Source organism: Rhizobium sp. SVR5-2C, from assembly GCF_056755115.1.
Map to the genome: position 1 here is coordinate 1 of NZ_JBNDHT010000024.1, position 23,075 is coordinate 23,075.

19 protein-coding genes and 1 tRNA gene are annotated in these 23,075 nt (G+C 59.7%); 13 read left to right on the top strand and 7 right to left on the bottom strand.

Annotation, left to right across the window (positions count from 1 at the left end):
* The first annotated feature begins 28 nt into the window (after positions 1 to 28).
* The gene (locus ACPYOI_RS09420; RefSeq protein ID WP_481422827.1) at positions 29 to 1,456 is read left to right on the top strand and encodes an ArnT family glycosyltransferase; all 1,428 of its coding nucleotides are present in this window, start codon (positions 29 to 31) and stop codon (positions 1,454 to 1,456) included.
* A gap of 6 nt (positions 1,457 to 1,462) precedes the next feature.
* Here the strand turns inward: ACPYOI_RS09420 and ACPYOI_RS09425 are convergent, their stop codons facing one another.
* Positions 1,463 to 1,756 (bottom strand): helix-turn-helix domain-containing protein, encoded by a 294-nt coding sequence (locus tag ACPYOI_RS09425; protein ID WP_481415120.1) that lies wholly within the window; start codon positions 1,754 to 1,756, stop codon positions 1,463 to 1,465.
* 34 nt (positions 1,757 to 1,790) lie between these two features.
* Here ACPYOI_RS09425 and ybaL point away from each other — a divergent pair, with 34 nt between their 5' ends.
* The 4 genes from ybaL to ACPYOI_RS09445 all read left to right on the top strand — a co-directional run bounded on the left by ybaL (position 1,791) and on the right by ACPYOI_RS09445 (position 7,493).
* Positions 1,791 to 3,605 carry a YbaL family putative K(+) efflux transporter gene (ybaL, locus tag ACPYOI_RS09430; protein ID WP_481422828.1) on the top strand — a complete coding sequence of 605 codons (1,815 nt, stop codon included), beginning with the start codon at positions 1,791 to 1,793 and terminating at the stop codon, positions 3,603 to 3,605.
* A 51-nt stretch (positions 3,606 to 3,656) separates the two neighbouring features.
* Positions 3,657 to 4,040, top strand: coding sequence for a hypothetical protein (locus ACPYOI_RS09435; RefSeq protein ID WP_481415122.1), 384 nt, complete (start codon positions 3,657 to 3,659; stop codon positions 4,038 to 4,040).
* An 88-nt stretch (positions 4,041 to 4,128) separates the two neighbouring features.
* Entirely contained in the window at positions 4,129 to 6,687 is a 2,559-nt protein-coding gene (gene secD, locus ACPYOI_RS09440) for a protein translocase subunit SecD (protein WP_481415123.1), read from the top strand.
* 149 nt (positions 6,688 to 6,836) lie between these two features.
* On the top strand, positions 6,837 to 7,493 hold the full coding sequence (locus ACPYOI_RS09445; RefSeq protein WP_481415124.1) for a sensor histidine kinase: 657 nt from the start codon (positions 6,837 to 6,839) through the stop codon (positions 7,491 to 7,493).
* Between the two features lie 5 nt (positions 7,494 to 7,498).
* On the opposite strand, the gene ACPYOI_RS09450 is transcribed toward ACPYOI_RS09445, so the two are convergent.
* The 3 genes from ACPYOI_RS09450 to ACPYOI_RS09460 form a co-directional block, all read right to left on the bottom strand.
* Positions 7,499 to 7,936 (bottom strand): response regulator, encoded by a 438-nt coding sequence (locus tag ACPYOI_RS09450; protein WP_481415125.1) that lies wholly within the window; start codon positions 7,934 to 7,936, stop codon positions 7,499 to 7,501.
* Between the two features lie 15 nt (positions 7,937 to 7,951).
* Positions 7,952 to 8,656 carry a helix-turn-helix transcriptional regulator gene (locus ACPYOI_RS09455; RefSeq protein ID WP_168828366.1) on the bottom strand — a complete coding sequence of 235 codons (705 nt, stop codon included), beginning with the start codon at positions 8,654 to 8,656 and terminating at the stop codon, positions 7,952 to 7,954.
* Positions 8,657 to 9,064: 408 nt separating this feature from the next.
* A complete protein-coding gene (locus tag ACPYOI_RS09460) occupies positions 9,065 to 9,496 on the bottom strand; it encodes a response regulator (protein WP_481415126.1) in 432 nt (143 codons plus the stop codon).
* Positions 9,497 to 9,682: 186 nt separating this feature from the next.
* On the opposite strand from ACPYOI_RS09460, the gene ACPYOI_RS09465 reads away from it, so the two are divergent.
* The 7 genes from ACPYOI_RS09465 to ACPYOI_RS09495 all read left to right on the top strand — a co-directional run bounded on the left by ACPYOI_RS09465 (position 9,683) and on the right by ACPYOI_RS09495 (position 19,518).
* On the top strand, positions 9,683 to 11,833 hold the full coding sequence (locus ACPYOI_RS09465) for a sensor histidine kinase (protein ID WP_481415127.1): 2,151 nt from the start codon (positions 9,683 to 9,685) through the stop codon (positions 11,831 to 11,833).
* Entirely contained in the window at positions 11,820 to 12,245 is a 426-nt protein-coding gene (locus ACPYOI_RS09470; RefSeq protein WP_481415128.1) for a response regulator, read from the top strand. Before ACPYOI_RS09465 ends, ACPYOI_RS09470 begins: the two co-directional genes overlap by 14 nt.
* Before the next feature lie 3 nt (positions 12,246 to 12,248).
* The gene (locus ACPYOI_RS09475) at positions 12,249 to 13,862 is read left to right on the top strand and encodes a response regulator (RefSeq protein ID WP_481422829.1); all 1,614 of its coding nucleotides are present in this window, start codon (positions 12,249 to 12,251) and stop codon (positions 13,860 to 13,862) included.
* Positions 13,863 to 13,924: 62 nt separating this feature from the next.
* Positions 13,925 to 15,484, top strand: coding sequence for a VOC family protein (locus ACPYOI_RS09480; RefSeq protein WP_481415130.1), 1,560 nt, complete (start codon positions 13,925 to 13,927; stop codon positions 15,482 to 15,484).
* 496 nt (positions 15,485 to 15,980) lie between these two features.
* Positions 15,981 to 16,919, top strand: a complete 939-nt coding sequence (locus ACPYOI_RS09485; protein ID WP_481415131.1) for a glycosyltransferase family 2 protein — start codon at positions 15,981 to 15,983, stop codon at positions 16,917 to 16,919.
* Positions 16,920 to 16,972: 53 nt separating this feature from the next.
* Positions 16,973 to 18,463 carry a lipopolysaccharide biosynthesis protein gene (locus tag ACPYOI_RS09490; RefSeq protein WP_168828360.1) on the top strand — a complete coding sequence of 497 codons (1,491 nt, stop codon included), beginning with the start codon at positions 16,973 to 16,975 and terminating at the stop codon, positions 18,461 to 18,463.
* 32 nt (positions 18,464 to 18,495) lie between these two features.
* The gene (locus ACPYOI_RS09495; RefSeq protein ID WP_481415132.1) at positions 18,496 to 19,518 is read left to right on the top strand and encodes a polysaccharide pyruvyl transferase family protein; all 1,023 of its coding nucleotides are present in this window, start codon (positions 18,496 to 18,498) and stop codon (positions 19,516 to 19,518) included.
* A gap of 4 nt (positions 19,519 to 19,522) precedes the next feature.
* On the opposite strand, the gene ACPYOI_RS09500 is transcribed toward ACPYOI_RS09495, so the two are convergent.
* Together ACPYOI_RS09500 and ACPYOI_RS09505 are read right to left on the bottom strand one after the other, a co-directional pair.
* Positions 19,523 to 20,419: a DMT family transporter gene (locus ACPYOI_RS09500; protein WP_481415133.1), complete on the bottom strand. Its 897-nt coding sequence runs from the start codon at positions 20,417 to 20,419 to the stop codon at positions 19,523 to 19,525.
* A 126-nt stretch (positions 20,420 to 20,545) separates the two neighbouring features.
* A complete protein-coding gene (locus ACPYOI_RS09505) occupies positions 20,546 to 20,971 on the bottom strand; it encodes an OsmC family protein (RefSeq protein ID WP_481415134.1) in 426 nt (141 codons plus the stop codon).
* Between the two features lie 115 nt (positions 20,972 to 21,086).
* On the opposite strand from ACPYOI_RS09505, the gene ACPYOI_RS09510 reads away from it, so the two are divergent.
* The gene (locus ACPYOI_RS09510; RefSeq protein ID WP_481415135.1) at positions 21,087 to 22,298 is read left to right on the top strand and encodes a TIGR03862 family flavoprotein; all 1,212 of its coding nucleotides are present in this window, start codon (positions 21,087 to 21,089) and stop codon (positions 22,296 to 22,298) included.
* A 643-nt stretch (positions 22,299 to 22,941) separates the two neighbouring features.
* Here the strand turns inward: ACPYOI_RS09510 and ACPYOI_RS09515 are convergent.
* Positions 22,942 to 23,017, bottom strand: a tRNA-Phe gene (locus ACPYOI_RS09515).
* Positions 23,018 to 23,075: the final 58 nt, after the last annotated feature.

Genomic DNA, 23,075 nt, shown 5'->3' on the forward strand with positions numbered 1-23,075 from the left:
GGCGCCTCAAGCTCAGCGGAAGTTGTTCATGACTGCCAGAACCGGCCTTTTCATCATTCTCGCCGTCACTCTGTGGCGTATCATAACGCTGCATTTCGACACGACGGATTTCTTCGTCGACGAGGCGCAGTACTGGTTCTGGTCCCAGAATCTCGATTTTGGTTACTATTCGAAGCCGCCGATGATCGCCTGGTTCATCCGCGCGATGACGGAACTTTCGGGCTCCAGCGATATCTTCTGGGTGCGCCTTTGCGGCCCCGTCGTCCACATGGGTACAGCATTCCTGCTGATGAAATTCGCGGCACGCGTAGCAGGTCCCAAGGCCGAGGGCTGGGCCGGCGCTATCTATATAACGATGCCTGCCGTTGCGCTATCATCGGTTTTCTTCTCGACCGATGTCGTTCTTCTATTCTTCATGACAATCGGCCTCTGGGCCTATTTCGGCCTGACAGAGAAGCGCTCGATTGCACTTGCTCTCATCATGGGCGTTGCTTTCGGTTTCTCCTTCCTGTCGAAATACGCGATCCTTTTTATCGTGCCCGGCGGACTGTTCGCACTGCTGCTGGTTCCGGCTGCGCGCATCGCCTGGCGTGACTTCTTCATATCGGTCGTCGCCGCGCTCATCGTCGCAGCCCCGAATCTCTGGTGGAACTTTACCCACGACGCAACGACCGTCCGCCACACGGAGGATATCGCGCAGTGGAATGAGCTTCGGCTGAATTTCGCCGGTGCCCTCGAATTTTTCGCAGCCCAGTTCGGCGTCGTCGGACCGATTGTTTTCTTCGCGATGCTTTGGGCAACGTGGCGCATGATCAAGGGAAAGAGCAGCGAGAAGGAAAAGCTTCTCATCTGGCTCTCCATACCGGTCGTTTTCCTGATTACCCTGCAGGCACTGGTCGCCAAGGCCGAAGCGAATTGGGGCGTGTCGGCCTATGTCGCCGGGACGGTGCTCGCCGTTTGGGTGCTGGTCCAGCTATGGCCGAAAGGCCTCACCATCTCGTTGATCATTGGCGGCGTTGCGAGCTTCCTTTTCCCGCTTGCGACGATCTTTGCCCATCAGCTTGTGCTTCCGGGCGGCAATGAGGTTATGAAGCGCTATCTGGGTCGTAGCGAAATCAGCCGTGAAGCGGGCGCCCTTGCCAAGCAGGCAGGCGTGAGCACCATTGTCACGGACAATCGCGATTTTGTCGCCGACATGTTCCACACGCTGAGAAACGAGCCGATCAGGATCTACTCGCGTCCGCCCGCTGGCTTCCCCGCAAATTACTACGAACAGGAATTTGCGCTTCCGGCCGATGTCCAGGATCAGGTTCTGTTCGTCACACGCGGCGAACTGAGCTGCGCAGCCGCGGCACCCGAACTGGTCAAAAGCTGGCAACCTGCCGACGGTTACTATCGGGGCAAGACGGTCAATGCCTATAAGGTGCCCGCCGCCTGCCTGAGACCACGGAGCTAGTACGCCTCAGGGCAGGTAAAGGCCTGTTCCCGCTCCTTCGATCTCAACGAAACGCACACCGCCATCCTCGAAGGCGAGGCGCAGCTGCGCCTCGGTGGCGCGGTGGATTTCGTGGTGCTGTCCCTCATAATCACGTATCGTGCTGCGCGAGACCGCTGCCTTTTCGGCGAGTTCCGCTTGCGTCCAATCGAGCAAACCTCGTGCGGCGCGGCATAAAGCAGGCGTTAGAATTGTTTCTTTCGCGCCTTGACCCATGATTTCAAACCACCCATATTGGTCAATATAAGCCATATATGTCATAATGTGAACGGGAATTCCAGATCGGGGAGAACGGATGCCTCACGACACGCCTTTGATTTCGACAATCGTCGGAGGTCTCGTGCTGGCGTTCATTCTCGGCGCGCTTGCCAACAGGCTTCGACTGCCGCCATTGGTCGGATATCTTGTGGCCGGCGTTCTCGCCGGCCCGCACACGCCGGGCTTCGTTGCAGACCAGAACCTTGCGCCCGAACTTGCTGAAATCGGCGTCATCCTCCTGATGTTCGGCGTCGGCCTCCACTTCTCGCTGAAAGATCTGCTTTCGGTGCGCGGCATTGCCGTACCGGGCGCCGTGGTTCAAATCGGCTTTGCGACTTTGCTCGGCTGGGGGCTCGGTGCGCTCATGGGCTGGCCGCTCGGGGGCAGCCTCGTATTCGGTCTCGCACTGTCCGTTGCCTCCACCGTCGTGCTCCTGAAAGCCCTGCAGGAGCGCCGGCTCGTGGAGACCGAGCGCGGCAAGATCGCTGTCGGCTGGCTGATTGTCGAAGATCTCGCGATGGTCCTGGCGCTTGTGTTGATACCCGCAGCCGCCAGCATCGGCGATAGTGCCCATGCCACCGCCGAGCCATTTTCGGCGAGCCTCAGCCGCCTGCTCGGCCTTGATCTCGGGATCACAGGCATCATCGGCGTGACGCTGGTGAAAGTCGCGCTATTCGTTGCGCTAATGCTGGTCTTCGGCCGCAAGCTCATTCCCTGGACGATGCACCGGATCGCCCATACCGGGTCGCGCGAACTTTTTCGCCTCGGCGTGCTCGCCATCGCGCTCGGCGTTGCCTTTGGCGCATCGAAGCTCTTCGGCGTGTCTCTTGCCCTCGGCGCATTCTTTGCGGGCATGGTGCTCTCGGAAAGCGAGCTCAGCCACCGCGCCGCTCAGGAAAGCCTACCGCTTCGCGACGCGTTTGCTGTTCTCTTCTTCGTTTCCGTCGGCATGCTCTTCGATCCGAACATCCTGATCGACAAGCCGCTGCCGGTCCTGGCGACTGTCTTCATCATCGTCATCGGCAAGTCCGTCGCCGCCTTTCTCATCGTCCTGCTCTTCCGAAGGCCGGTGGGAACGGCGCTGACAATCTCGGCCAGCTTGGGACAGATCGGCGAATTCTCCTTCATCCTGGCCGCCCTCGGCGTCGATCTCGGCCTGCTCCCGGAAGAAGGCCGTGATCTCATCCTGGCCGGCGCGCTCATTTCGATCATTCTCAATCCGCTGCTTTTCATCGCTTGCGACCATATGCGGCCATTTCTCGAACGTTCGAAGCGCGAAGAGGCCCCCGCCGAAACGGCCGCTACAGCGGAGACGACTGTCGTGTCAGCCGAACCGGAAGACGAGATCCTGCCGACATCGCTTTCCCGACATGCCATCCTGATTGGCTATGGCAGGGTCGGCAGCATTGTCGGCCAGAACCTCAAGTCTTCGGGCACCCCGTTCCTTGTTATCGAGGATTCCGAAAAACGCATCGAGGAGCTTGCCGCACAGGGCGTCGAGACGATCCCCGGCAACGCCGCCGCTCGCGAGGTTCTCGATCTCGCCAATGTTGCAGGCGCGCGCAGCCTGGTCATTGCAATCCCCAATGCCTTCGAGGCCTGCCGCATCGCCGAGCACGGTCGCGGCCTCAATCCGTCGATCCTCATCGTCGCCCGGGCCCACTCGGACGCGGAAGTCGACGAGTTGAAGCGGTACGGCGCCGATACCGTCATCATGGGCGAGCGAGAAATCGCCATGGGGATGGTTGACCGGCTCGCGCAAGTACATCATGACAGTCCGGCCTATGAAGATGGGAACGGCACTGATACAATTCCGGTTGCGGAGAACGTTCCGCCACCCGAAAAAGAATGAGAGATTGGCGCGCTTTTGAGCCGATACGGGAGTGAAATTACCGAGGCAGAGATGACGGAGCTCGATGAGTGCCGCCTGACCACTCGTCTCGCCGCTTCCATGCTCATTGCCGTCTTCGCCTATCTCGGCCTGCTCTTCGGCGGCAATCTCATTCTCTCGCCGTCGGCCGCCGCCAATACGCTGTCATCTCCTTCCAAGGATCCGCAGCCACTGCAGATCACGGCCCGCGATGCCGTGCGCGGCGTGCTTGCCACGGACCGCAAGATCGCGCCTAAGCAGGCAGTCTATGATTCCGGTTCGATCTTCCTTGCCGCCGTTCCCGGCCTTGATTTCATCGGCTGGGCTCCGATCAAGGCTCTCACATCCTTCGACGCTCCGCTGGCGCCAGCCGCCGGCCGAGCCCACCAACCGCGCGCTCCGCCACGTTCGGCCTGAGACTGCGCGCCGCTGGCGCTTCCGATAGATTGAAAGACATGTCGCCAGCGCGGATGCGCCGGCAACCGCATATCAAGGAAAAAGATACATGCGCAATTCACCATGGCTGGTGTTCACCTATACGGTGATCATCGCGCTCGGCCTATTGATCGCCCTGCCAAACGGGCTGCCGCAATCGGTTCTCCAGCGCCTGCCTTCCTGGCTGCCGCACAATCAGGTTTCGCTCGGCCTCGACCTTCGCGGCGGCTCGCATCTCGTGCTCGAAGTCGATGAAGGCGACTTGACCAAGGAGCGCCTGAACTCGATGGTTCAGGATGCCCGCCGCGTCCTGCGCGAAAAGGGTATCCAGCCGAAGTCGGTTACTCGCAGCAACAACCAGATCGTGGTGACGCTTGCAGACGCCTCGCAGAGCGATGCCGCCGTCACCGAACTGCACACGCTCAGCAATCCGATCAGCACGGGCCTTAGCGCCGGCCAGTCGGACCTCGCCGTCACGGCCAATGGCCCGACGATCACCATTGGCTTCTCGCCGGCCGGTATCTCCGCCAATGTCGACAACGCCGTGCAGCAGAGCCTCGAGGTCATCCGCCAGCGCGTCGACCAGGTCGGCGTTGCCGAGCCGACGATCCAGCGCATCGGCGCCAACCGCATCCTCGTTCAGCTCCCCGGCGCTCAGGACCCGTCCCGCCTGCGCGAGCTGCTCGGCTCCACCGCCAAAATGTCCTTCCATATGCTCGCGCCAAATAACCAGCCCGGTCCCGGCGTGACCATGATGAAAGATGAAGAGGGCAATAGCTTTCCGGTCCTCGACCGCGTCGAGATCTCCGGTGATCGCCTTTCGGACGCTCGCGTCAGCTTCGACCCGAACACGCATGAGCCGGTTGTCAGCTTCCGCTTTGACAGCGCAGGCGCCACCCGCTTTGCCGAAATCACCCGCCAGAACGTCGGCAATCCCTTTGCCATCGTCCTCGACGACAAGGTATTGAGCGCGCCTGTCATTCGCGAACCGATCACCGGCGGCTCCGGCCAGATCTCCGGCAACTTCTCGGCAGACAGCGCAACGACGCTCGCCGCCATGCTGCGCGCCGGCGCCCTGCCCGCCAAGCTCACCGTCATCGAAGAACGCACCGTAGGCGCCGACCTTGGTGCAGATGCCATCAAGATGGGCCTTTATTCCGGCATCGTCGGCTTCGTGCTGGTCGCGGCCTTCATTTTCATCCTGTACGGCACCTGGGGTTTTCTCGCGAACTTCGCGCTGCTCATCCACACGATCCTGACCTTCTCGGCCCTGACGCTTGTCGGAGCGACGCTGACCCTGCCGGGTATCGCCGGCGTCGTGCTCGGTATTGGTCTTGCCGTCGACGCGAACGTCCTGATCAACGAGCGCATCCGCGAAGAGACGCGCAAGGGCAAGAGCGCCTTTGCAGCAATCGATACCGGCTTCCGTCGCGCCTATTCGACGATTATCGACGGCAACATGACGGCGCTCATCGCCGCGGCGATCCTGTTCTGGTTCGGCACCGGCCCGGTCCGCGGTTTCGCCGTCACCATGGCGCTCGGTCTCATCATCTCGATGTTTACCTCCGTCGCCTTCGTCCGCGTGACGATGATTGAGATCACTCGCCGCCGTAAGCTCAAGGTCCTGAACATCCGCCCGCTGATACCGGTGATGTTCAATCCTTACGGCCGCCACATCCAGTTCATGAAAGCGCGCTTCTTCGGCGTGACGGTTTCGGCGCTTCTGTCGATCGCCTCGGTCGTCCTCTTCATTCATCCGGGCCTCAACTACGGCGTCGACTTCCGCGGCGGCATCCAGATGTCGGTCAAGACGACGGAAGCCACCGACCTCGGCCGTTTCCGCGAGGGCCTGAACAGCCTCGGCCTCGGCGAGGTAGCGCTGCAATCCTACGGCGACAACAATACCATGGCAGTGCGCGCGCAGCGCCAGGACGGCGGTGAAGAAGCCCAGACGGCCGCCGTCGAGAAGCTGAAGGCGGAGATCATCAAGATCGACCCGTCTGCAACTGTCACCGGTACCGACGTCATCGGTCCGAAGGTCAGCGGTGAGCTCGCGTGGGCCGGCATCCTGTCGGTCGTCATCGCCAGCTTCGCGATGCTGTTCTACATCTGGTACCGCTTCGAGTGGCCATTCGCCGTGGGCGCCATCGTCACGCTCATCCTCGACGTGACCAAGGCGATCGGCTTCTTCGCGCTGACCGGCCTCGACTTCAACCTCACCGCCATCGCCGCCATCCTGACGCTCGTCGGCTATTCGGTGAATGACAAGGTCGTGGTCTACGACCGCATGCGTGAAAATATGCGTCTCTACAAGTCGATGCCGCTGCGCGAACTAATCGACCGGTCGATCAACGAGACGCTGGCGCGAAGCCTCTACACCAACGCGACGGCCTTCCTCGCCCTGTTGCCGATGGCGATCTGGGGCGGCAGCGCGGTGGAAAGCTTCGCTGTTCCGATGGTCTTCGGCATCCTCGTTGCCGGCGCTTCTTCCGTCTTCATCGCAGCACCGATCCTGCTCTTCCTCGGCGACTGGCGCCGCCGCCATGCCAAGGCGGTAGCAGCGTCCTCGAGCGCCGAGCCCGAAATTCTGCCGCCGGAAACCACCGAAGCGCGCAAGTCCATCGGCTAAGATACCTCTGGTAACAGATGGTTGTACGGGCGTCGGTTGCAGAACCGGCGCCCGCTTTTTATTCTGGCTGCAATGAAGTGAAGGGGTGCGTCTGAATGTCATACGATCAAGCGCCAGTTGCTGTTTCGGGCCCGGGCGAGGAGGAGCGTATGAAGCGGTTTCTGGCGACGGCTTCGCACGACCTGCAATCGCCGCTCCGGCACATCGCCATGTATGCGGAAATCCTCCTGGATGAGCTTGGGTCAAAGCTCGATGGCGAACAGCGCGAGAGCCTCACAGCTATCCTTCAGAAAGCCCAGGGGGCCCAACGTCTCACACGAACGCTCATGAGCTTCGCTGCCGGCACGCCACAGCTCTCGCCTGAGCCGCTCGAACTCGGTGGCTTGATCGAAAGCATCTGGACCGACGTGATCAGCGAGACAGCTGCACAGGACGCCACCATGAGCCACGGCACGCTTCCCACCATCCACAGCGATGCAACGATCCTCTCGGCCGTGTTCAATCACATTCTAACCAATGCGCTGATTTATCGGAGTGCCGCAGCACCGCATGTCGAGGTAACAGCGGAAAACAGTGCCGGCGACTGGCTGGTCCACATCTCCGACAATGGGCGGGGCATCGAACCCGCTCATCGGGACCGGATATTCGAGCCTTTCTGGAAGCTGCCACGGGCAGGCGCCGTCCCGGGCGCCGGACTTGGGCTGACAGCGGCGCGCGAACTGCTAATAGCGATGGGCGGTGACGTGACCCTGTGCCGCTCCGACGAAACGGGCAGCTGCTTTACGATCCGCCTGCCGGCCGCATGACCGCATCAGATCGAGTAATCGTCCTTCCAGAAATCGGGGACATCGTACTTTACATATTCACGGATGATATACTGCAGCGTGCGAGCGTCGATCTCATCCTTGCCGATTCGGAAGTCAACGCCGTAGTCCGGAAATTGCTGGAAGTAGCCGCCCGAAATATCCGTTGAAACGACCCCGATCGGTCCAGTGTAGCCTATGCCGCGAAGCTCGGGCACCGTCTCGCGGAAATCGGCATTTGGCAGCAGTCGGTTATCAAGCAGAACAAGGTCGAAGCGGCCGCCCTTGATCTTTTCCAGGGCGTCGCCGATCGATTGCGAGTATTCGATATCGACAGCAGGCTCGGCAAGACTACCGATCTTCTTCTTCAACGACCTGAACTCGACGAATTCGTCATCCACGAACAGGACCTTGACGGCATCTCCAGGGGCCGTTTCGGCTGTCATGCTGCTCCCCCCAAGTTACGTAACCAACCCATTCCTCAGGGCAATGGCCACCATGTGAACGCGGTTGACCGCATCAAGCTTCCTGACCGCCGCGGTAATATGAGAATTGACGGTATGCTCCGACAAGCCAAGGATGATCGCGATCTCTGCCGAGGTCTTACCTTCGCTGGTCCACTTGACGATTTCCGCCTCCCTCTGCGTCAGACGCCCCGACATTTCCTGCGTCAGGATTTCCTCGTAGAGTTTGTCAAAAATGCGCATGACATCGAGCAGAACGTCGGCAGTCTCTCCCTGGTCCGGCTCCGGGCGAATTCCACTGAGGACAAGGCAGTAGCGCCGCCCCTCCGGCGTGAAGAGGGGTATGAGCAGAAAGGTGTTACCGCTGAATTCGTTGAATGCAAGGTCGGCCGAAAGGCCCTCAAGCTGTCCACTCCTGCCGGCGACCGGCGTCGTCAAGAACTGTGCGGTCTTTGCCTTGAGCGCGCCCAGCGCTTCCTTGAGGGTCTGAATGAAAATCGGGACCCGGCGTTCGGCGATATTGGTGATGACGATTTCGCGTCCGCCGAAAGGCGCGTTCACCTCGGAAATGCGCGCAAGCGCAAAATTATCGAAGTGGTAGTGCTGCGCTGCCGCCTTGAAAAGGCGGAAAAAATCGGTGCGATTGATCGCCCGGCTAAGCTCGGGCCCTGAATGAAATGGAACCGCCGAAGCGTTGGTCATTCCAGCAATATCCTACGTCTAACCTCCGTTAGTCATTCTCATCCCAAAATCTTGGGATATACGTTTTGAATGCGAGAAGTTACAGAAGTCTTGAGGCAATTGATGAGGATAGGGGATGGGGACTTCCAGTATCCTGAAGGCGGATAAGCATCAATTCTCTCAACTGCAAGTGATACAGAGGGCGGCAGCGTTACTTGAATTGTAGCTTTTACTAGGTATCGCAATTTCTGTTGTTCACATCCATGAAGAACGGAAGAAGTGCCCGAAGTACGCGCGAGAGAGCCGATAGATCCATTCAGCTAAGGGGTTGGCTGAATTCGTGGCGGCGAATATGGGCCGGTCGGCTCTCTCAGTGCTTCGAGGCTCGTCGTCCTGCTGGCTGCATCTTGGAAGCGCGAGCGAGCCTTGTCAATCGCCGTCTCCTGCCTCGTCGGACACGTCTTTTACCGTACCGGAGCTCCGGCGTTGCCTGGCGCAATGCATGAGGACCGCAAAGTCGAGAGGCTTTGCAAGATAGATATCGGCACCCGCAGCTAGCGCCCGCTGCCGGTCCGCCTCGGCATCCGATCCGCTGCAGACGGCAAGCCGCATAGCCCTGAACCGTGCATCGGTCCGAAGCCGTTTAACGAGTGCCAAGCCGTCATCGAGGGGCATATAAAGATCGGCGACGAGCAAATCCGGAAGCGCTGCGTTTTCGGCAAGCCGCTGTTCCAGTGCGATAAACGCAGCTTCGGCCGTTGTGAAACAGAGAAGGGAGACTGCGGCCCTCTGCTTCTTGCGGATGTACTCCAGGTAGAAAAGGTCATCCCTGCTGTCATCGACGTAAAATATGACGGTCATCGGTGCTCGCTTCCGGTAAATCCGGGACGCTCCTCGATTGTGCAATGTCGAGACACTAGCTGCATTTGCGGACAATCGGTAGCAGCTGAACGCAACCATCCGGTGAAAACCCCGCATAACGCGACGTTCGCTATTGTGTCTTGCGGGATTTCGGAAAGAATTGTTCCGAACTGGGAGACTGACGACGTGTGGGATGCAGCAGTAGCAGGCCGGGAGGGCGCTTCGCAAAAAAAGCGGAAGGGCTATTGTTCCGTCGTTGTCGGCATTGGCTTGCTCCTCAGCCTTCTTGGCCTGACCGCGCTCGCAGGCTGGTTTCTCGAACTCGAGCTCATCATTTCCGTTTTTCCCGCTCTCCCGTCGATGGCGTTCAATACGGCGCTCTGCTTTGTGCTGTCAGGCACAGCCCTTGCCTGTTCCGCCTCCCGTCGACGGCTGGCATCCGTGGTATCATCGCTGCTTTCCTTGCTTGCCATCCTCATCGTGCTTGCCAGGCTGATCGAAATAAGCACATTCGGGCCTGCGATTCACAACATTGACCGGATGTTGACCGACATTCTTGTCCACCGCGATTTCGCCAAACAGATCGGCGGGGGGATGGCACCGAATACTGCGGTGATCTTCCTGATCGGCAATCTCTCGCTCATCATTGGCCAGAATTGGAAGGACGCTCGAGCGCCTCTCGGTCAGGAACTGGTGAGTTATCTGGTCATTACTCTCGGCATGATCGCCCTGACCGGTTATGTCACACACGCGGAGCAGGGCTACCGCTGGGGCCCGTACGCCACTATGGCACTGCCGACGGCGACCGCCATGGTTTTCTTCGGCGCAGGACTGCTTGCAAGCGCTTGGGAACGGCGTCCTGCACGCCGCGGCCGGATACCGCTCTGGATTCCGGCACTCGTGGGCTTCACGGGTCTCCTTGCAGACCTCTACACGCCTCTCGGTGTAGCGAACGGTATTCTCTACGTGCCGCTAGTCCTTACAGCTCTCTGGTTCGAAAACCGGAGGGCTCCGTTCTTCTTCGCCCTGCTTTGTACCATCCTCGTGCTGCTCGGTTTCTTGGCCGTCCAGCATGATACCCTGAGCTTTTGGCATCAAGGCGTGAACCGGGCGATCACCATCACGCTGCTATGGCTAATTGCCTTGCTCGTTTACTCCTATATGCGAAACAGGGTGAGCCTTGAGACCGAGCGCATCCGCTTTAGTGCCCTAGTGCGCAATGCACCTGATGCGGTGCTCACCATCGATGAAAAGGGGACGATTTCAAGTTTCAATCCGGCGGCCGAAAGGATGTTCGGTTACACGCCGCAGGAAGCGATCGGTCAGAACATCAAGATGCTGATGCCGGAGCCCTATCGTTCGAAGCATGATGGCTATCTCGACCATTATGCGGAAACCGGCAAACAGCGGGTCATCGGCACCACTCGCCAGGTTTCGGGGCGGCGCAAGAATGGCGTCGTCTTTCCGCTCGATGTCTCCGTCAGCGAGGTGAAGACCGGCGGGACGAGAACCTTCGTCGGGATCGTGCGCGACATCAGCGAACGTGTGCGCCAAGAGGAGCGGCTGAAAACGACGCTGGCAAAGCTTGGGGACTATACCGCCGATCTGGAGCGCAGCAATCACGACCTCGACGAATTTGCCTATATTGCCTCGCATGACTTGAAAGAGCCGCTACGCGGGATTCATAATCATTCCCGTTTCCTGCTGGAGGATTATGAAGCCCACCTCGATGATGACGGTGTACGGCGCCTGAACCGATTGGTGCGGCTCAGCCAGCGTATGGAAAAGCTGGTCAATGATCTGCTCTATTTCTCACGGATCGGGCGTCAGCAGCTCGCGGTGAAGCGCGCGGACATCAACCTGATCGTGAAGGATGTGGTGGCCACCATGGAGCATCTCCTGGAAGAGCGCCATGCCAAGGTTGTCATAGACGACCGCTTGCCGGAGGTGATCTGCGACGCGCCGCGCCTGACCGAAGTCTTCCGGAACCTGATTACCAATGCGATCAAATACAACGACAAACCCCAGCCGCTTGTGAGTATCGGCTATCTCGAGCACTTCGTTGCAAAGAATGGCGCGACAGCGCGTGGCGTCTTCTTCGTCAGGGATAACGGCAAAGGCATACCCCAGGAATTCCACGAGGACATTTTCCGTATTTTCAAGCGCTTGGAAAAATCGCAGGATTCGGACGATGGCACGGGCGCAGGTCTGACCTTCGTACGTAAGATAGTCGCCCGTCATAGTGGCGAGATATGGCTGGAATCGGAAGTCGGCGTGGGCACGACGTTCTATTTCACTTTGGGCAGGAAGCGCGAGGGGCAGAATGCAGCAGCGTGACACGCAACCAATCCTCATCGTCGAGGATAGCGAGGACGACTTCGAGGCGACGATGCGCGCTTTCAAGCGCACAAACCTCCGTAATCCAATCCGATGGGCGGCGTCCGGTCGGGAGGCTCTCGACACACTGGCAACCATGAATCCGCGGCCGGGCCTGATCCTGCTCGATCTCAACATGCCGGGGCTCGACGGGCGCAAGACGCTGGAGGCGATCAAATCCAACACGCACTGGCACAAGATACCGGTCGTCATCCTGACAACCTCTAACGACGAGCGCGACATCGAAGGCTGCTACGCGCTCGGTGCCAATACCTATGTGCAAAAGCCGGTCGATCTGGATGGCCTTTTTGCAGCCATACAAAGACTGAAGGAATACTGGTTCGAGATTGCCATATTGCCCCTAGAGGAGTGACCATTGCCGGAAGACTGCACGGTACTGATCATCGACGACAATATCGATGACCGCGAGGTGTACCGGCGCATGCTCAGCCGTGTACCCGGTCCGGCCTACATCGTATCGGAGGCCGAAACAGGCGATGATGGTCTCGCGCTCATCGGCCGCAAACGGCCGAATTGCATCCTGCTCGACTATTCTCTGCCCGGCCGCGACGGCCTTGATGTGCTTGCGGAAATCCTAAAGCGCGATTCTTCCGCGAATGTCATCATGCTGACGGGCCAAGGCAATGAGACCGTGGCCGTCGAGGTGATGAAGAGAGGTGCCCGCGACTACGTCACAAAGGACGCGTTGACGCCGGAAGGGCTGCACCGTTGCGTCCAGAATGCCATCATGCACGGCGCGCTGGAGACCAAGCTGGAGCAGAAGCGCCAGTCCCTTGAGATATTCACCCGTGCAATGGCGCACGATCTCAAGGAACCGCTGAGAACCATCAAATCCTTCAGCAGGATCCTGCATGGCTCGCCCTCGCTTCCGGCCGAGGACCGCGAACTTCTCGACTATATTTTGAGCGCTGCCGATCACATGGAGGACCTGATCGTCAAGGTTTCAGGCCTCACCAAGCTGGAGGTCTCCGGCGAGCTCGAACTCAAGCCGGTCTCGCTTGGTATGGTGCTCGATCAGGTGCGGGACAATCTTCATCAGCAAATCGAAAGCCGTCAGGCGGTGATAACTCACGGAGATCTGCCGGAAGTGATGGGCGACGCGACGTTGCTGATCCAGGCTCTGCAGAACCTCATTTCGAACTCCATCCGCTATTGCGAGGACCGCATGCCCGAGATTCGGATCGTTGCGACCGCGGCCGGCGGCCTTTGCAAACTTTCCCTCAGCGACAACGGCCCCGGCATCGATCCCCAACATCGCGAACTGATTTTCCAGCCGTTCAAACGGCTCGTCGGCCCCGGCATCGAAGGAACCGGCCTCGGACTTGCCATCTGTCGTCGTATAGCGCAACTGCACGGCGGCGCCATCTGGTGCGAGGGAAGCTCCGGCGAAGGGGCAACTTTCATCCTCGAGGTACCGCTCGCCCAATCGGCAGGGCCGGCGCCCGAGCGCATCCCTGCGACGCAGATCGTGCGGCCGCACCCAACCGGGGCAGACGGCAGACTTGCCGAGGTGCTGCTCGTCGAGGATAGCCCGGCCGACATTCAACTTTTTAAGTTGAAGCTCATGCAGCGAGAAAAAGTCAGCTTCAACCTCCATGTCGCGACCAACGGCCGTGAGGCGATGCGATTACTCCAACAGCGTGCCAGGCTGTCGGATCAGCCGCTGATGGACCTTATTCTTCTCGACATCAATATGCCGATTATGGACGGTTTCGAAGTCTTGAACGCACTTTCGGCCGACGAGCGCCTCAGTCAGATTCCCGTCTGCATCCTAAGCACCTCAAGCGACCAGAGCGATATTCAAAGGGCGAAGGCCCTTGGCGCAGTCGGCTATATGATCAAGCCGCCGACCCAGCAGCAGTTGGCAAAGGCGCTGGAGGACATTGTTACGCTGGAACTGAAACCCCACGGCGACACGCTCGTTCTCTGTGTAGAACAATCAAGGCAATCTTCCGCGGCACTGGCATGATTCTCGTAACGGCTCTAGTTGTGGCGCTTCTCGCCACCCCTATTCAAGACGGAATGCACTCGATGGTTTCTGGCATACATCACGTGACGGCTATCACCCGCAAGGTGCAGGCGAACGTCGATTTCTATGCCGGGTTCCTCGGCCTGCGACTCGTCAAACAGACCGCCGGCTTCGAAGACGCAACGCAACTGCATCTCTTCTATGGCGACGCCGACGGAACACCCGGGTCGCTCGTCACCTTCCTTGTTTGGGAGGATGGTTCGCCGGGGCGTGCTGGCTTCGGGCAGATCAGCGAAATTGGGCTTGCCATCGATCCGGCGAGCATCGGCTATTGGCTGACGCGGGCAATGAGCTTCGGCGTTCGAATGGAAGGACCGGCCGACGAGTTCGGTGAGCCCGTGCTGCGCTTCAAGGATCCGGACAACATCATCCTGAAGTTTACCGGCAACAAGGACCTGAGGGCCGCCGCCCCTTGGCACGACGGTCCGGTTCCCGTCGAGCACACCGTACAGCGTGTCCGCGGCGCGACCATGCTGACGGAAGTGCCGGACGAGAGCCGGGGCTTCCTCGAAAGCCATTTCGGCTACCGGTTCCAGGCAAACAAGGGCGCAATCGATCGACTCGTCTCGCCATCGGGCGACATTATCGATGTGCGCAATGCCCGCGGCTTCTGGTCCGGCGCGCCGGGCACCGGCGCGATCGATCATGTGGCCTTCCGTGCCGCCGACGATGCGGAGCTGTCTTCGGTTCACGAGGCGCTCGCCAAGACGAATGCCTCGGCGACCAACACGCATGACCGCAAATATTTCCGGTCGCTTTATGCCCGTGAGCCCGGAGGCACTCTCGTCGAGCTTGCGACCGACAAGCCCGGGATGACGACCGACGAGCCACCGTCAACTCTCGGCTCAAAGCTTTTCCTGCCGCCGAAGGACGCGATTACCGATCTCAGTGATTTGAAGGTCGTGCTGCCGCAGTTTTCCATGCCCGGCGAGCCCCGCGTGAACTATCGCGACCTGCCCTTCGTTCACCGCTTCTACACGCCACCGCATCCTGACGGCAGCGTCTTCGTGCTGCTGCACGGATCGGGCGGCAACGAGACGACGCTGATGCCGTTGCTGCACAAGGTAGCACCGCGAGCGACGCTGCTCGGAGTGCGCGGGCGCGCGACGGAAGAGGGCTTTCCTCGTTGGTACAAGCGCCTAACGCCATTCTCGTTCGACCAGGACGATATCAAGAACGAGGCCGAGGCCTTCGCCGCCTTTATCGACAGCGCCGTCAAATCCTACGGCCTGGATCCGGCGAAGATCGTCTACGTCGGCTATTCAAACGGCGCCAATCTGCTGAACTCGCTGCTCTACCTGCATCCAAACCTCGTTCACCGCGCAGTACTGCTGCGTTCGATGCCTGTGCTGAAGAACTATCCGCATGCCGACCTGACCGGTACCGATCTCCTCGTCATCAGCGGCAAGACCGACGCCTATGGCAAATATGCGAACGAATTGGAGGCACGCCTGAAAACATCTGGCGCGACCGTCGATTCGGATATCATTTCCGGCGGCCATGATCTCGGCGATGCCGATGTGCCGATTATCCAGAAATGGCTTCTGCAGAAAAACCCTTAGACTGGCGGCGCGCAGTAATGCACTGGAACGTCACTCAGGTGCATGCTGTCTTTTGATTGCTTAATCTGATGTTAGCTACCATGAATTTTTCAGAACTCGGACTTTTCTGCTGAATTCTGATTTCAATCGATCACTTTGTTTCCTTCTGCATTAGAATACGCGGAAACATCAACGCCATAGAGCCGCGACGTAAATACACTCTGGAGATTTTTTTATTTATACGATACATTTCTTCGACCTATAGGAATTTTTACGTCTCATATGTCGATACAACGTATAATATAAGTCAATAAATACAATAATTATCAATTATTATTACATATTTCTTCATTAGATTTTCTGTCATCATCCCCTACGCGCATCTTCGTCAACAAATTACCTTATTTTTTCGATTTTTTCTGGCCCTGTTCTATTTTGCTGCAGCGCAAAAAAATCTTGCCGAACTTCGATGAGCGACCTATCTTGGCCGCCACATCGATCGCAGAAGGGGAAATGAATGCCTCCTCGGCCTGTTGACGTCAGCCTGATCATCTCGTCGAGAAATCGGGCCTATGGCCTATTGAACTGCCTTGATGCCGTCGCGACTGCCGCGCGCCAGGCGGAGCGTTTGCGCTTGGAACTCGTTTTCGTAGACAATGGATCCACGGACGGTACGGCGGATGTCTTTAGCAAATGGGCGGCCACGGCGCCCATTGAGACGCGCCTCATCCACGAAACGCTGCCCGGCCTCGCCAATGCCCGGAATGCCGGAATAAGGGCTGCCGCTGGCTTTATCCTTGCTTTCACGGATGACGATTGTGAAGTCTTTCCGGATTACTTCACGGCCATCCACGCCGCCTTCGCCAATGATAAGCAGCTCATCATGCGCGGCGGCCGCATCGAGCTCGGCGATGAGCGCGATCTTCCCGTCACCATCAAGACCGAACTCGAACCCGCCGTATTGACCAGCGAACTCCATGCCGGAGGCTTCATCCACGGCGCCAACATGGTCTTCCCAAAAGCGCTTGCCGACACAATCGGTATCTTCGATCCGCGCTTCGGCGCCGGATCGCCGTTCCGCTCGGGCGAGGACACCGATTACACTCACCGTGCCTTCAACGCCGGTATCCGCGTTGAATATTTCCCCGAGATCGTCGTCAAGCACTTCCATGGTCGCCGCAAGGTCGAGGATATTCATCGCCTGCAGGCCGGCTACGCATTCGGCAATGGGGCGCTCTATGCGAAATACATGTTCGACCGGCGCTCCAACATGCGCGGCATGCTGCGCTGGGATATCCGTCAGGCGATCAAGGAAGTCATTAGCGGTCGCAAGATGAGTGAAGAAATGGGGCTCACCTATCGCCGCCAGCTTCGCGATCAAATCACCGGCATGCTCGCCTATTGGCGGAGCGCCAAATCCAAGAGCCCGGCGGCACCATCGGCAATCCATAAGTGATCCGCCACCGCAAGCCACGCGCTCGATCCGTGATAAATTCGATTGGAACCTGAATGGCAGAACATGCAGTTGCGCATGCCGACCTGAAGAAGAAGACGGCGCTGTCCGTCCTCTGGTCGGTGGTCCGCGTCGCGTGGAGTACCGTCGCAACCTTTGTCATCTTCGTCATTCTCGCCCGAATCCTCGGCCCCGCCGATTTCGGAACGTTCGCGCTCGCGAGCCTTTTCGTCGAGATCGGCCGCGTGCTCGCCTATGCCGGCCTCGGCGATGCGATCACGCGCCAGCTCGATCTTGATGAGGAGCTTGCCGACACGTGCTTCTGGGCGACCATCGCCTTCAGCGCCATCGTCGCGTCCCTCGTCTTCGTCTTCGCACCCTACTATGGCCTGCTCGTGCGTGATCCCGCAGTGGCCGGCATCCTGCGATGGCTTGCGCCGCTGCTCATCCTTTCATCGCTTGCGGTCATCCACAATGCCCGCCTCGCCCGCGAATTCGGCCATAAGAGCCTCGCCGGCCAGGCAATCGCCGCGAGCCTGCTGTCCGGGATCACCGCTGTCGTCTGCGCCTTTCTCGGCTGGGGCGTCTGGGCACTCGTTGCGCAGACCGCCGTCAACGCCGCCGTGACCGTGCTCCTCGGCTGGTTCTACTATCCGTGGATGCCGAAGTTTCGCTTCAACGTCGCGATGTTTCGCTCCGTCTTCCTCTTCAGCGTCAGCCTCGTCGTCACGCAGCTCATGTGGATGCTGCTCGCTCGCGTGCAAGATATCTTCATTTCCCGCTGGTACGGCGCCGTCGAGGTTGGCCGCTACCGCATCGCCTGGCGGCTGATCGAACTGATTGGCCAGGCCGTTCTCGCGCCCATCGGTAGCGTCTCGCTTGTCACGCTGTCGCGCCTGCAGAACGATCGTGTGGCCTTCCGCAATGCCTATAACAAGATCGTCGGCGCGGCCGCACTCGGTACGATCCCGCTGCTCTTCGGTTTCGGGGCGCTGTCGAACGACATGATCGCCCTGCTCTTCGGCGACAAGTGGGGCAATGCCGGCGATATCGCCACCGTGCTGGTGTTGATGTCCGTGCCTTTCGTGACGAACTTCTTCGCATCTTCGGCGCTCTCGGCCGTCAATCGTGCGGAATCGATCCTCTCGGTCGCCGCCCTCCAGTTTGCCGCAACACTGGTCCTCACCTGGCTGCTGGTCCCCTACGGCATCCTTGCGGTTGCGGCCGGCTACGTGCTGCGAGCTTGGCTGACGATGCCTTACCAGCAGTATGTCCTAAGCAAGTATGCCGGGATCGACGCCGTAGGCACATTCAAGGCAGTCGCCCTTCCCTTCTGCGGCGGCGCGCTCATGGCTGTCTGCGTCTGGTTCGCCCACCCGTTCATCGCTGACCATCTTCAAAGCCGCTGGGTATCGCTCGGCGTCAGCATCGGCGTCGGCGCTGTTATTTATCTGGCCTTCCTGCCGGTCTTCGGCTGGTCGGCTATCCGTCCCTATATCGCACTTGGCAAATCGCTGCTGCCGTTCGGCAAACGGGCCGAGGCTTAGCCTCGCAGCCAGGCCAGCAAACAGGAGCTTCCATGCAGGAAACCAACATTACAATCATCAATCGGCTTCAGGGCTTGATCGCAAACAACCTCTCCGACGTTGTGGACCCGGCGGAGCGTTTCGCGCTGCTCGATTTCCCGAACCACTACAACATCGGCGACAGTGCCATCTGGCTCGGCGAGCTTGCCTATTTCGACCGCCGCAAGACGCGGCCGTCCTACGTGACCGAGATCCCGACCTATAACGAGGAGCGGATGCTCGCCGCAATCGGCGACGGCCGCATCTTCCTGCACGGCGGCGGCAATTTCGGCGACATATGGGCCGGCTATCGCCAGTTCCGCGAAGGTCTGCTGACGAAATTCAAGGGCCGTCCGATTGTGCAGATGCCGCAGACGATCCATTTCAAGGAGCAGGCCAACATCGACAGCACGGCGCGCGCGATCGAGCAGCACGGCAACTTCACGCTCCTGGTGCGCGACAAGAAGAGCCTTGAATTCGCTCGCCGCTGGTTCCAATGCGAAACCCGCCTCTGCCCGGACATGGCCTTCTGCATCGGCCCGGTCGCCCGCCCGGCACCACAGCACGAGTTGCTGCTCAACCTTCGCGAAGATCAGGAAGTCGGCGCCGCCCAGGACCTCACCGCCGCCACGGGACGACACGGCACAGTCAAATCCGACTGGCCGGACGAGCCTGCCGATTTCCAAAAGCAGACCAAGCATACCGCGATCCTGAAGGGCCTGATGTCCGGAAAGATTGGCGGACGTGCCCGCATGACCGAGCTTGCCTATCGCGAGCGCGCGCAGCAGCGTTTCGACCGCGGCGTGGCATTGCTCAGCTCGGCGCGCCAGGTGATCACCGACCGCATGCATGGTCACATCATGTGCGTGCTTCTCAGTGCCGACCATTGCGTGCTGGACAACAGCTACGGCAAGACAAGCAGCTTCATCGAAGCCTGGGGAACCTGCAACACGGAAAAGGCAGAGCTTGCCGCCACCGTCGACGAGGCTCTTGCGATCCTCGACGCGTGGCGCGTAACGCAGGCCGCCGTCGCCTGACCCATCAGCCTCGCCGGGCGACCATGATCCCGGCGAGCACCACGGCTCCGCCAATCGCCTGCATCGGGCCGATCGCTTCGCTGAGCAAAGCCCAGGCAAGGATTGCCGCGACAACGGGCTGGAGCAGCAGCGTCAGCGAGGAGAAAGCGGCCGGCAGATAGGCGAGCGCATAAGCGATCGCCACCTGGCCGCCCGCATGGCTGATGAAGGCGAGGCCGAAAACCACCCCCCAGCCATAGGCTGTCGCCGGCAGTATCTGATCCTCGAAGAAGAAAGCCAGCGGAAACACGCAAACCGCGGCGGAAGCCGTGCTCCAGAGCATGATGCGGATCGTATCGAAGCGGCTGCGCAGTCTGCCTATGGCAAGGATGTATCCGGCATAGAACATCGCGGCGACGATCGCGACTCCATCACCCCGCAAATCTCCGTTCCCCAAAGCAGCAGGTCCGCCCTTCAGGATGATGACACCGACCAAGGCCAGCGCCAGGCCCAGAACGAAGAGCCGGGTCACCACCGCGCGGAAAAACAGGAAGCCGATCGCCGTGACAAAGACCGGTGCAAGATTCGCGAGCAGTGTCGCGTTGGCAACCGATGTCATGGTGATCGAGAGGTGCCATGCGGCAAGATCCAGGGACAGGATTGCGCCCGGCAGGATCAGCAAGGCGTAATCCGAAAGCTTTTCCGGCTTCGGCCCGGCGTCCTTACCCTTGATCAGCGAGAATATGAAAATCGGTATCAATGCGAGCGCGACGCGCCAGAACGCCGTCGCCATCGGCCCGACCTCGGACAGCCGCACGAAAATCGGCGAGCCGCCGATTGCTGCTCCTCCTAAAATCAGCGCTGTCAGGGCAAAACGGTTGGACGATACTGTTTCGACTGTAGGGGAAGCGGCCTGCGACATGAATCTCGAAGCTTTCTCCGCCGCTGGCTTTGAAAGCGACGATCTGGCAGCGAATTACCAGATGCGAGCAACCGAGGATAGTGTAAGAGCGACAAAGACCGACAAAAGTAGTCGGTGACGTGATCCTTAACCAGAAATCACCGTCGCGAATTCCGGATTGCCGCGGATCGTATTGCTCACCGTGCAGATTTCTTCCGCCGCATGGGCGATCTTCTGCCGCGTCTCGTCGTCGATATCGCCCTTGATGCTGAAGGCGATGTTGAACGTCTGCACGCGCGAAGGCCCCTCCGTCGCCTTCTCTCCGCTCACATCCGCGCTGATTTCGGTGATCCTGTCGAGGATGCCTATCTGGCTTGCGGCAATGCGTGCGCTGAGCACCAGGCAGGCCGAAAGCGAAGAGTAAAGCAGGTCCAGCGGATTGAAACCCGGCTGCGAGGCGCCGGTGACAATGTCGAGCTCGCCCTTGGTCGCCGAGGTGATGTGCGGAAAGCCGGTGCGCCCGAGAACGGCGGTCGCGCCCGTGGGTCTTGGTTTTACCTTGAGGTCGGCCATGCTGCGAAACTCCGTTGTTATCCCGATTCAGATAGTGCCTTTGCCTTCCACCGGCAACGAACCGTTTCCCGCAAATCCGAAGACGCGCGGATATGAATCCTGTATCAGGCAAGCCATGAAGAAAAAACAGATCGCGATCATCGGCGGGGGTCCCGCGGGTCTCATGGCGGCCGAAGTGCTTTCGGCATCCGGGCACGCCGTCACCGTCTACGAGGCCATGCCGACGGTGGCGCGAAAATTCCTGCTTGCCGGCAAATCCGGCCTCAACATCACCCACTCGGAAGGCTACGCGAGTTTCGTCACCCGCTTCGGCAAGGCGGGCGACCGGCTGCGATCCGCCTTGGACGGCTTCACGCCAGCCGATGTCCGCGCCTGGGCGGAAGGCCTCGGCACCGAGACTTTCACCGGCTCCTCCGGCCGGGTCTTCCCAACGGTGATGAAGGCCTCGCCGCTGCTACGTGCCTGGATCGCCCGCCTCGAAGGGCAAGACGTCGAAATCCTGACCCGCCACTGCTGGACCGGCTTCGAGGACGGCGGTTACGCTTTTGAGACACCGAAAGGCCATCTGGTCGTCCGCCCCGATGCCGCCTTGCTGGCGCTTGGCGGCGCCAGCTGGCCACGGCTCGGCTCGAATGCCGCCTGGGTGCCTTGGCTCCGAGATAGGGGCGTCGCCATTTCTCCATTCCGCCCCGCCAATTGCGGCTTCGACGTTGATTGGAGCGAGACTTTCCGCGAGCGTTTTGCCGGAGAGCCACTCAAATCCGTCACTGCGACCTCGCCCGCCGCCACCTTTCCCGGCGAGTTCGTCATCAGCCGCCACGGCATCGAGGGCAGCCTCGTCTACGCGCACGCCGCAGCCCTTCGCGACGAGCTTGAGGACGGCAAGCTCGCATCTCTGTTCATTGACCTCGCGCCCGGAAGAAGCCCCGAACGCCTCGCAAGGGACCTCGGTCGGCAGGACAGGAAAGCCAGCCTCTCCAACCGCCTCCGCAAGGGCGCCGGCCTGGACGGCACCAAGATTGCCCTGCTGCGCGAACGCGCGAGCGAAACCGAGCTCAAGGATCCGCTCAGCCTCGCCGGTCTCATCAAATCCCTGCCGATCCCGCTCTCCCGCCCCCGCCCTATCGCTGAGGCCATATCCTCGGCAGGCGGCATCGAATGGAGGGCACTTGACGATGGCTACATGCTGAAGGCCGTCCCCGGCCTCTTTGCTGGCGGAGAAATGCTCGACTGGGAAGCGCCGACCGGCGGCTATCTGCTAACGGCGTGCCTGGCGACAGGCAAGGCTGCTGCCATAGGCCTCGAGAGATGGCTTGGGGGCCGATAATCCCACAAGAAAAAGCCCCCACATCTGCTGTCGCAGGATTGTGAGGGCCTTTTTTCTGCAATGGTCGGTGTTTGGCCTCCCTTGCAGGGTTGTCAGGGACCGTACGTCTCTGACTGCTAATATAGTACTCCTTCGGCGGGGCTCCTGCAAATGAAAAAGCCCCCACCTGTGTTGCTAAGTGAGGGCCTTTTAGTTTGCGAGAAGGCCAGTGCGTGTTGGAAGCGCACTTCGCTTTCGCATGGGCTTGTTAGGGGGCGTATCTTCCTAACGACTAAAATAATACACCTGCGACGGCTCCCGCAGCAAACGGAAAGACTCCCACCAGAGACGAAGAATGTTCCAGTGGGAGCCCTTGTTGCCTACTGACGTGGCCCTCCGGCATACATCAGTGAGCACTAACGTATAGGCGGATGCTGACCCTACTCAACGGAAGACTTCGCAACTTAGTTAACCGCTCACTTTGAACTGGAACCGCAATTCGCCTCGCAACAAAACCAAATCTTTGGCGTACGGTCAGTTGTTCCTTGATGGGGAGTCTGACAAACGCAGGCAGGAACGCTCTGAGCGTCTGTCTGAAGAGTTCGCTTAGGTGCCGCATGTCGCGCCCCGGGCTGGCCACATGAATGACAAATGGCACCGGAAGTGGTGCCCAGAGCCGGAATCGAACCAGCGACACGCGGATTTTCAATCCGCTGCTCTACCAACTGAGCTATCTGGGCATCCGTGCTTCATGAGGCATTCCTCGTTCGAAAGAAATGCGGGGGCCTTGGTTCGCCC

What these genes read in the sequence shown, in the direction of transcription:
- ACPYOI_RS09420 (WP_481422827.1), top strand. Translation starts at nt 29, where the DNA reads ATGACTGCCAGAACCGGCCTTTTCATCATTCTCGCCGTCACTCTGTGG.
- ACPYOI_RS09425 (WP_481415120.1), bottom strand. Translation starts at nt 1,756, where the DNA reads ATGACATATATGGCTTATATTGACCAATATGGGTGGTTTGAAATCATG.
- ybaL (WP_481422828.1), top strand. Translation starts at nt 1,791, where the DNA reads ATGCCTCACGACACGCCTTTGATTTCGACAATCGTCGGAGGTCTCGTG.
- ACPYOI_RS09435 (WP_481415122.1), top strand. Translation starts at nt 3,657, where the DNA reads ATGACGGAGCTCGATGAGTGCCGCCTGACCACTCGTCTCGCCGCTTCC.
- secD (WP_481415123.1), top strand. Translation starts at nt 4,129, where the DNA reads ATGCGCAATTCACCATGGCTGGTGTTCACCTATACGGTGATCATCGCG.
- ACPYOI_RS09445 (WP_481415124.1), top strand. Translation starts at nt 6,837, where the DNA reads ATGAAGCGGTTTCTGGCGACGGCTTCGCACGACCTGCAATCGCCGCTC.
- ACPYOI_RS09450 (WP_481415125.1), bottom strand. Translation starts at nt 7,936, where the DNA reads ATGACAGCCGAAACGGCCCCTGGAGATGCCGTCAAGGTCCTGTTCGTG.
- ACPYOI_RS09455 (WP_168828366.1), bottom strand. Translation starts at nt 8,656, where the DNA reads ATGACCAACGCTTCGGCGGTTCCATTTCATTCAGGGCCCGAGCTTAGC.
- ACPYOI_RS09460 (WP_481415126.1), bottom strand. Translation starts at nt 9,496, where the DNA reads ATGACCGTCATATTTTACGTCGATGACAGCAGGGATGACCTTTTCTAC.
- ACPYOI_RS09470 (WP_481415128.1), top strand. Translation starts at nt 11,820, where the DNA reads ATGCAGCAGCGTGACACGCAACCAATCCTCATCGTCGAGGATAGCGAG.
- ACPYOI_RS09480 (WP_481415130.1), top strand. Translation starts at nt 13,925, where the DNA reads ATGGTTTCTGGCATACATCACGTGACGGCTATCACCCGCAAGGTGCAG.
- ACPYOI_RS09485 (WP_481415131.1), top strand. Translation starts at nt 15,981, where the DNA reads ATGCCTCCTCGGCCTGTTGACGTCAGCCTGATCATCTCGTCGAGAAAT.
- ACPYOI_RS09490 (WP_168828360.1), top strand. Translation starts at nt 16,973, where the DNA reads ATGGCAGAACATGCAGTTGCGCATGCCGACCTGAAGAAGAAGACGGCG.
- ACPYOI_RS09495 (WP_481415132.1), top strand. Translation starts at nt 18,496, where the DNA reads ATGCAGGAAACCAACATTACAATCATCAATCGGCTTCAGGGCTTGATC.
- ACPYOI_RS09500 (WP_481415133.1), bottom strand. Translation starts at nt 20,419, where the DNA reads ATGTCGCAGGCCGCTTCCCCTACAGTCGAAACAGTATCGTCCAACCGT.
- ACPYOI_RS09505 (WP_481415134.1), bottom strand. Translation starts at nt 20,971, where the DNA reads ATGGCCGACCTCAAGGTAAAACCAAGACCCACGGGCGCGACCGCCGTT.
- ACPYOI_RS09510 (WP_481415135.1), top strand. Translation starts at nt 21,087, where the DNA reads ATGAAGAAAAAACAGATCGCGATCATCGGCGGGGGTCCCGCGGGTCTC.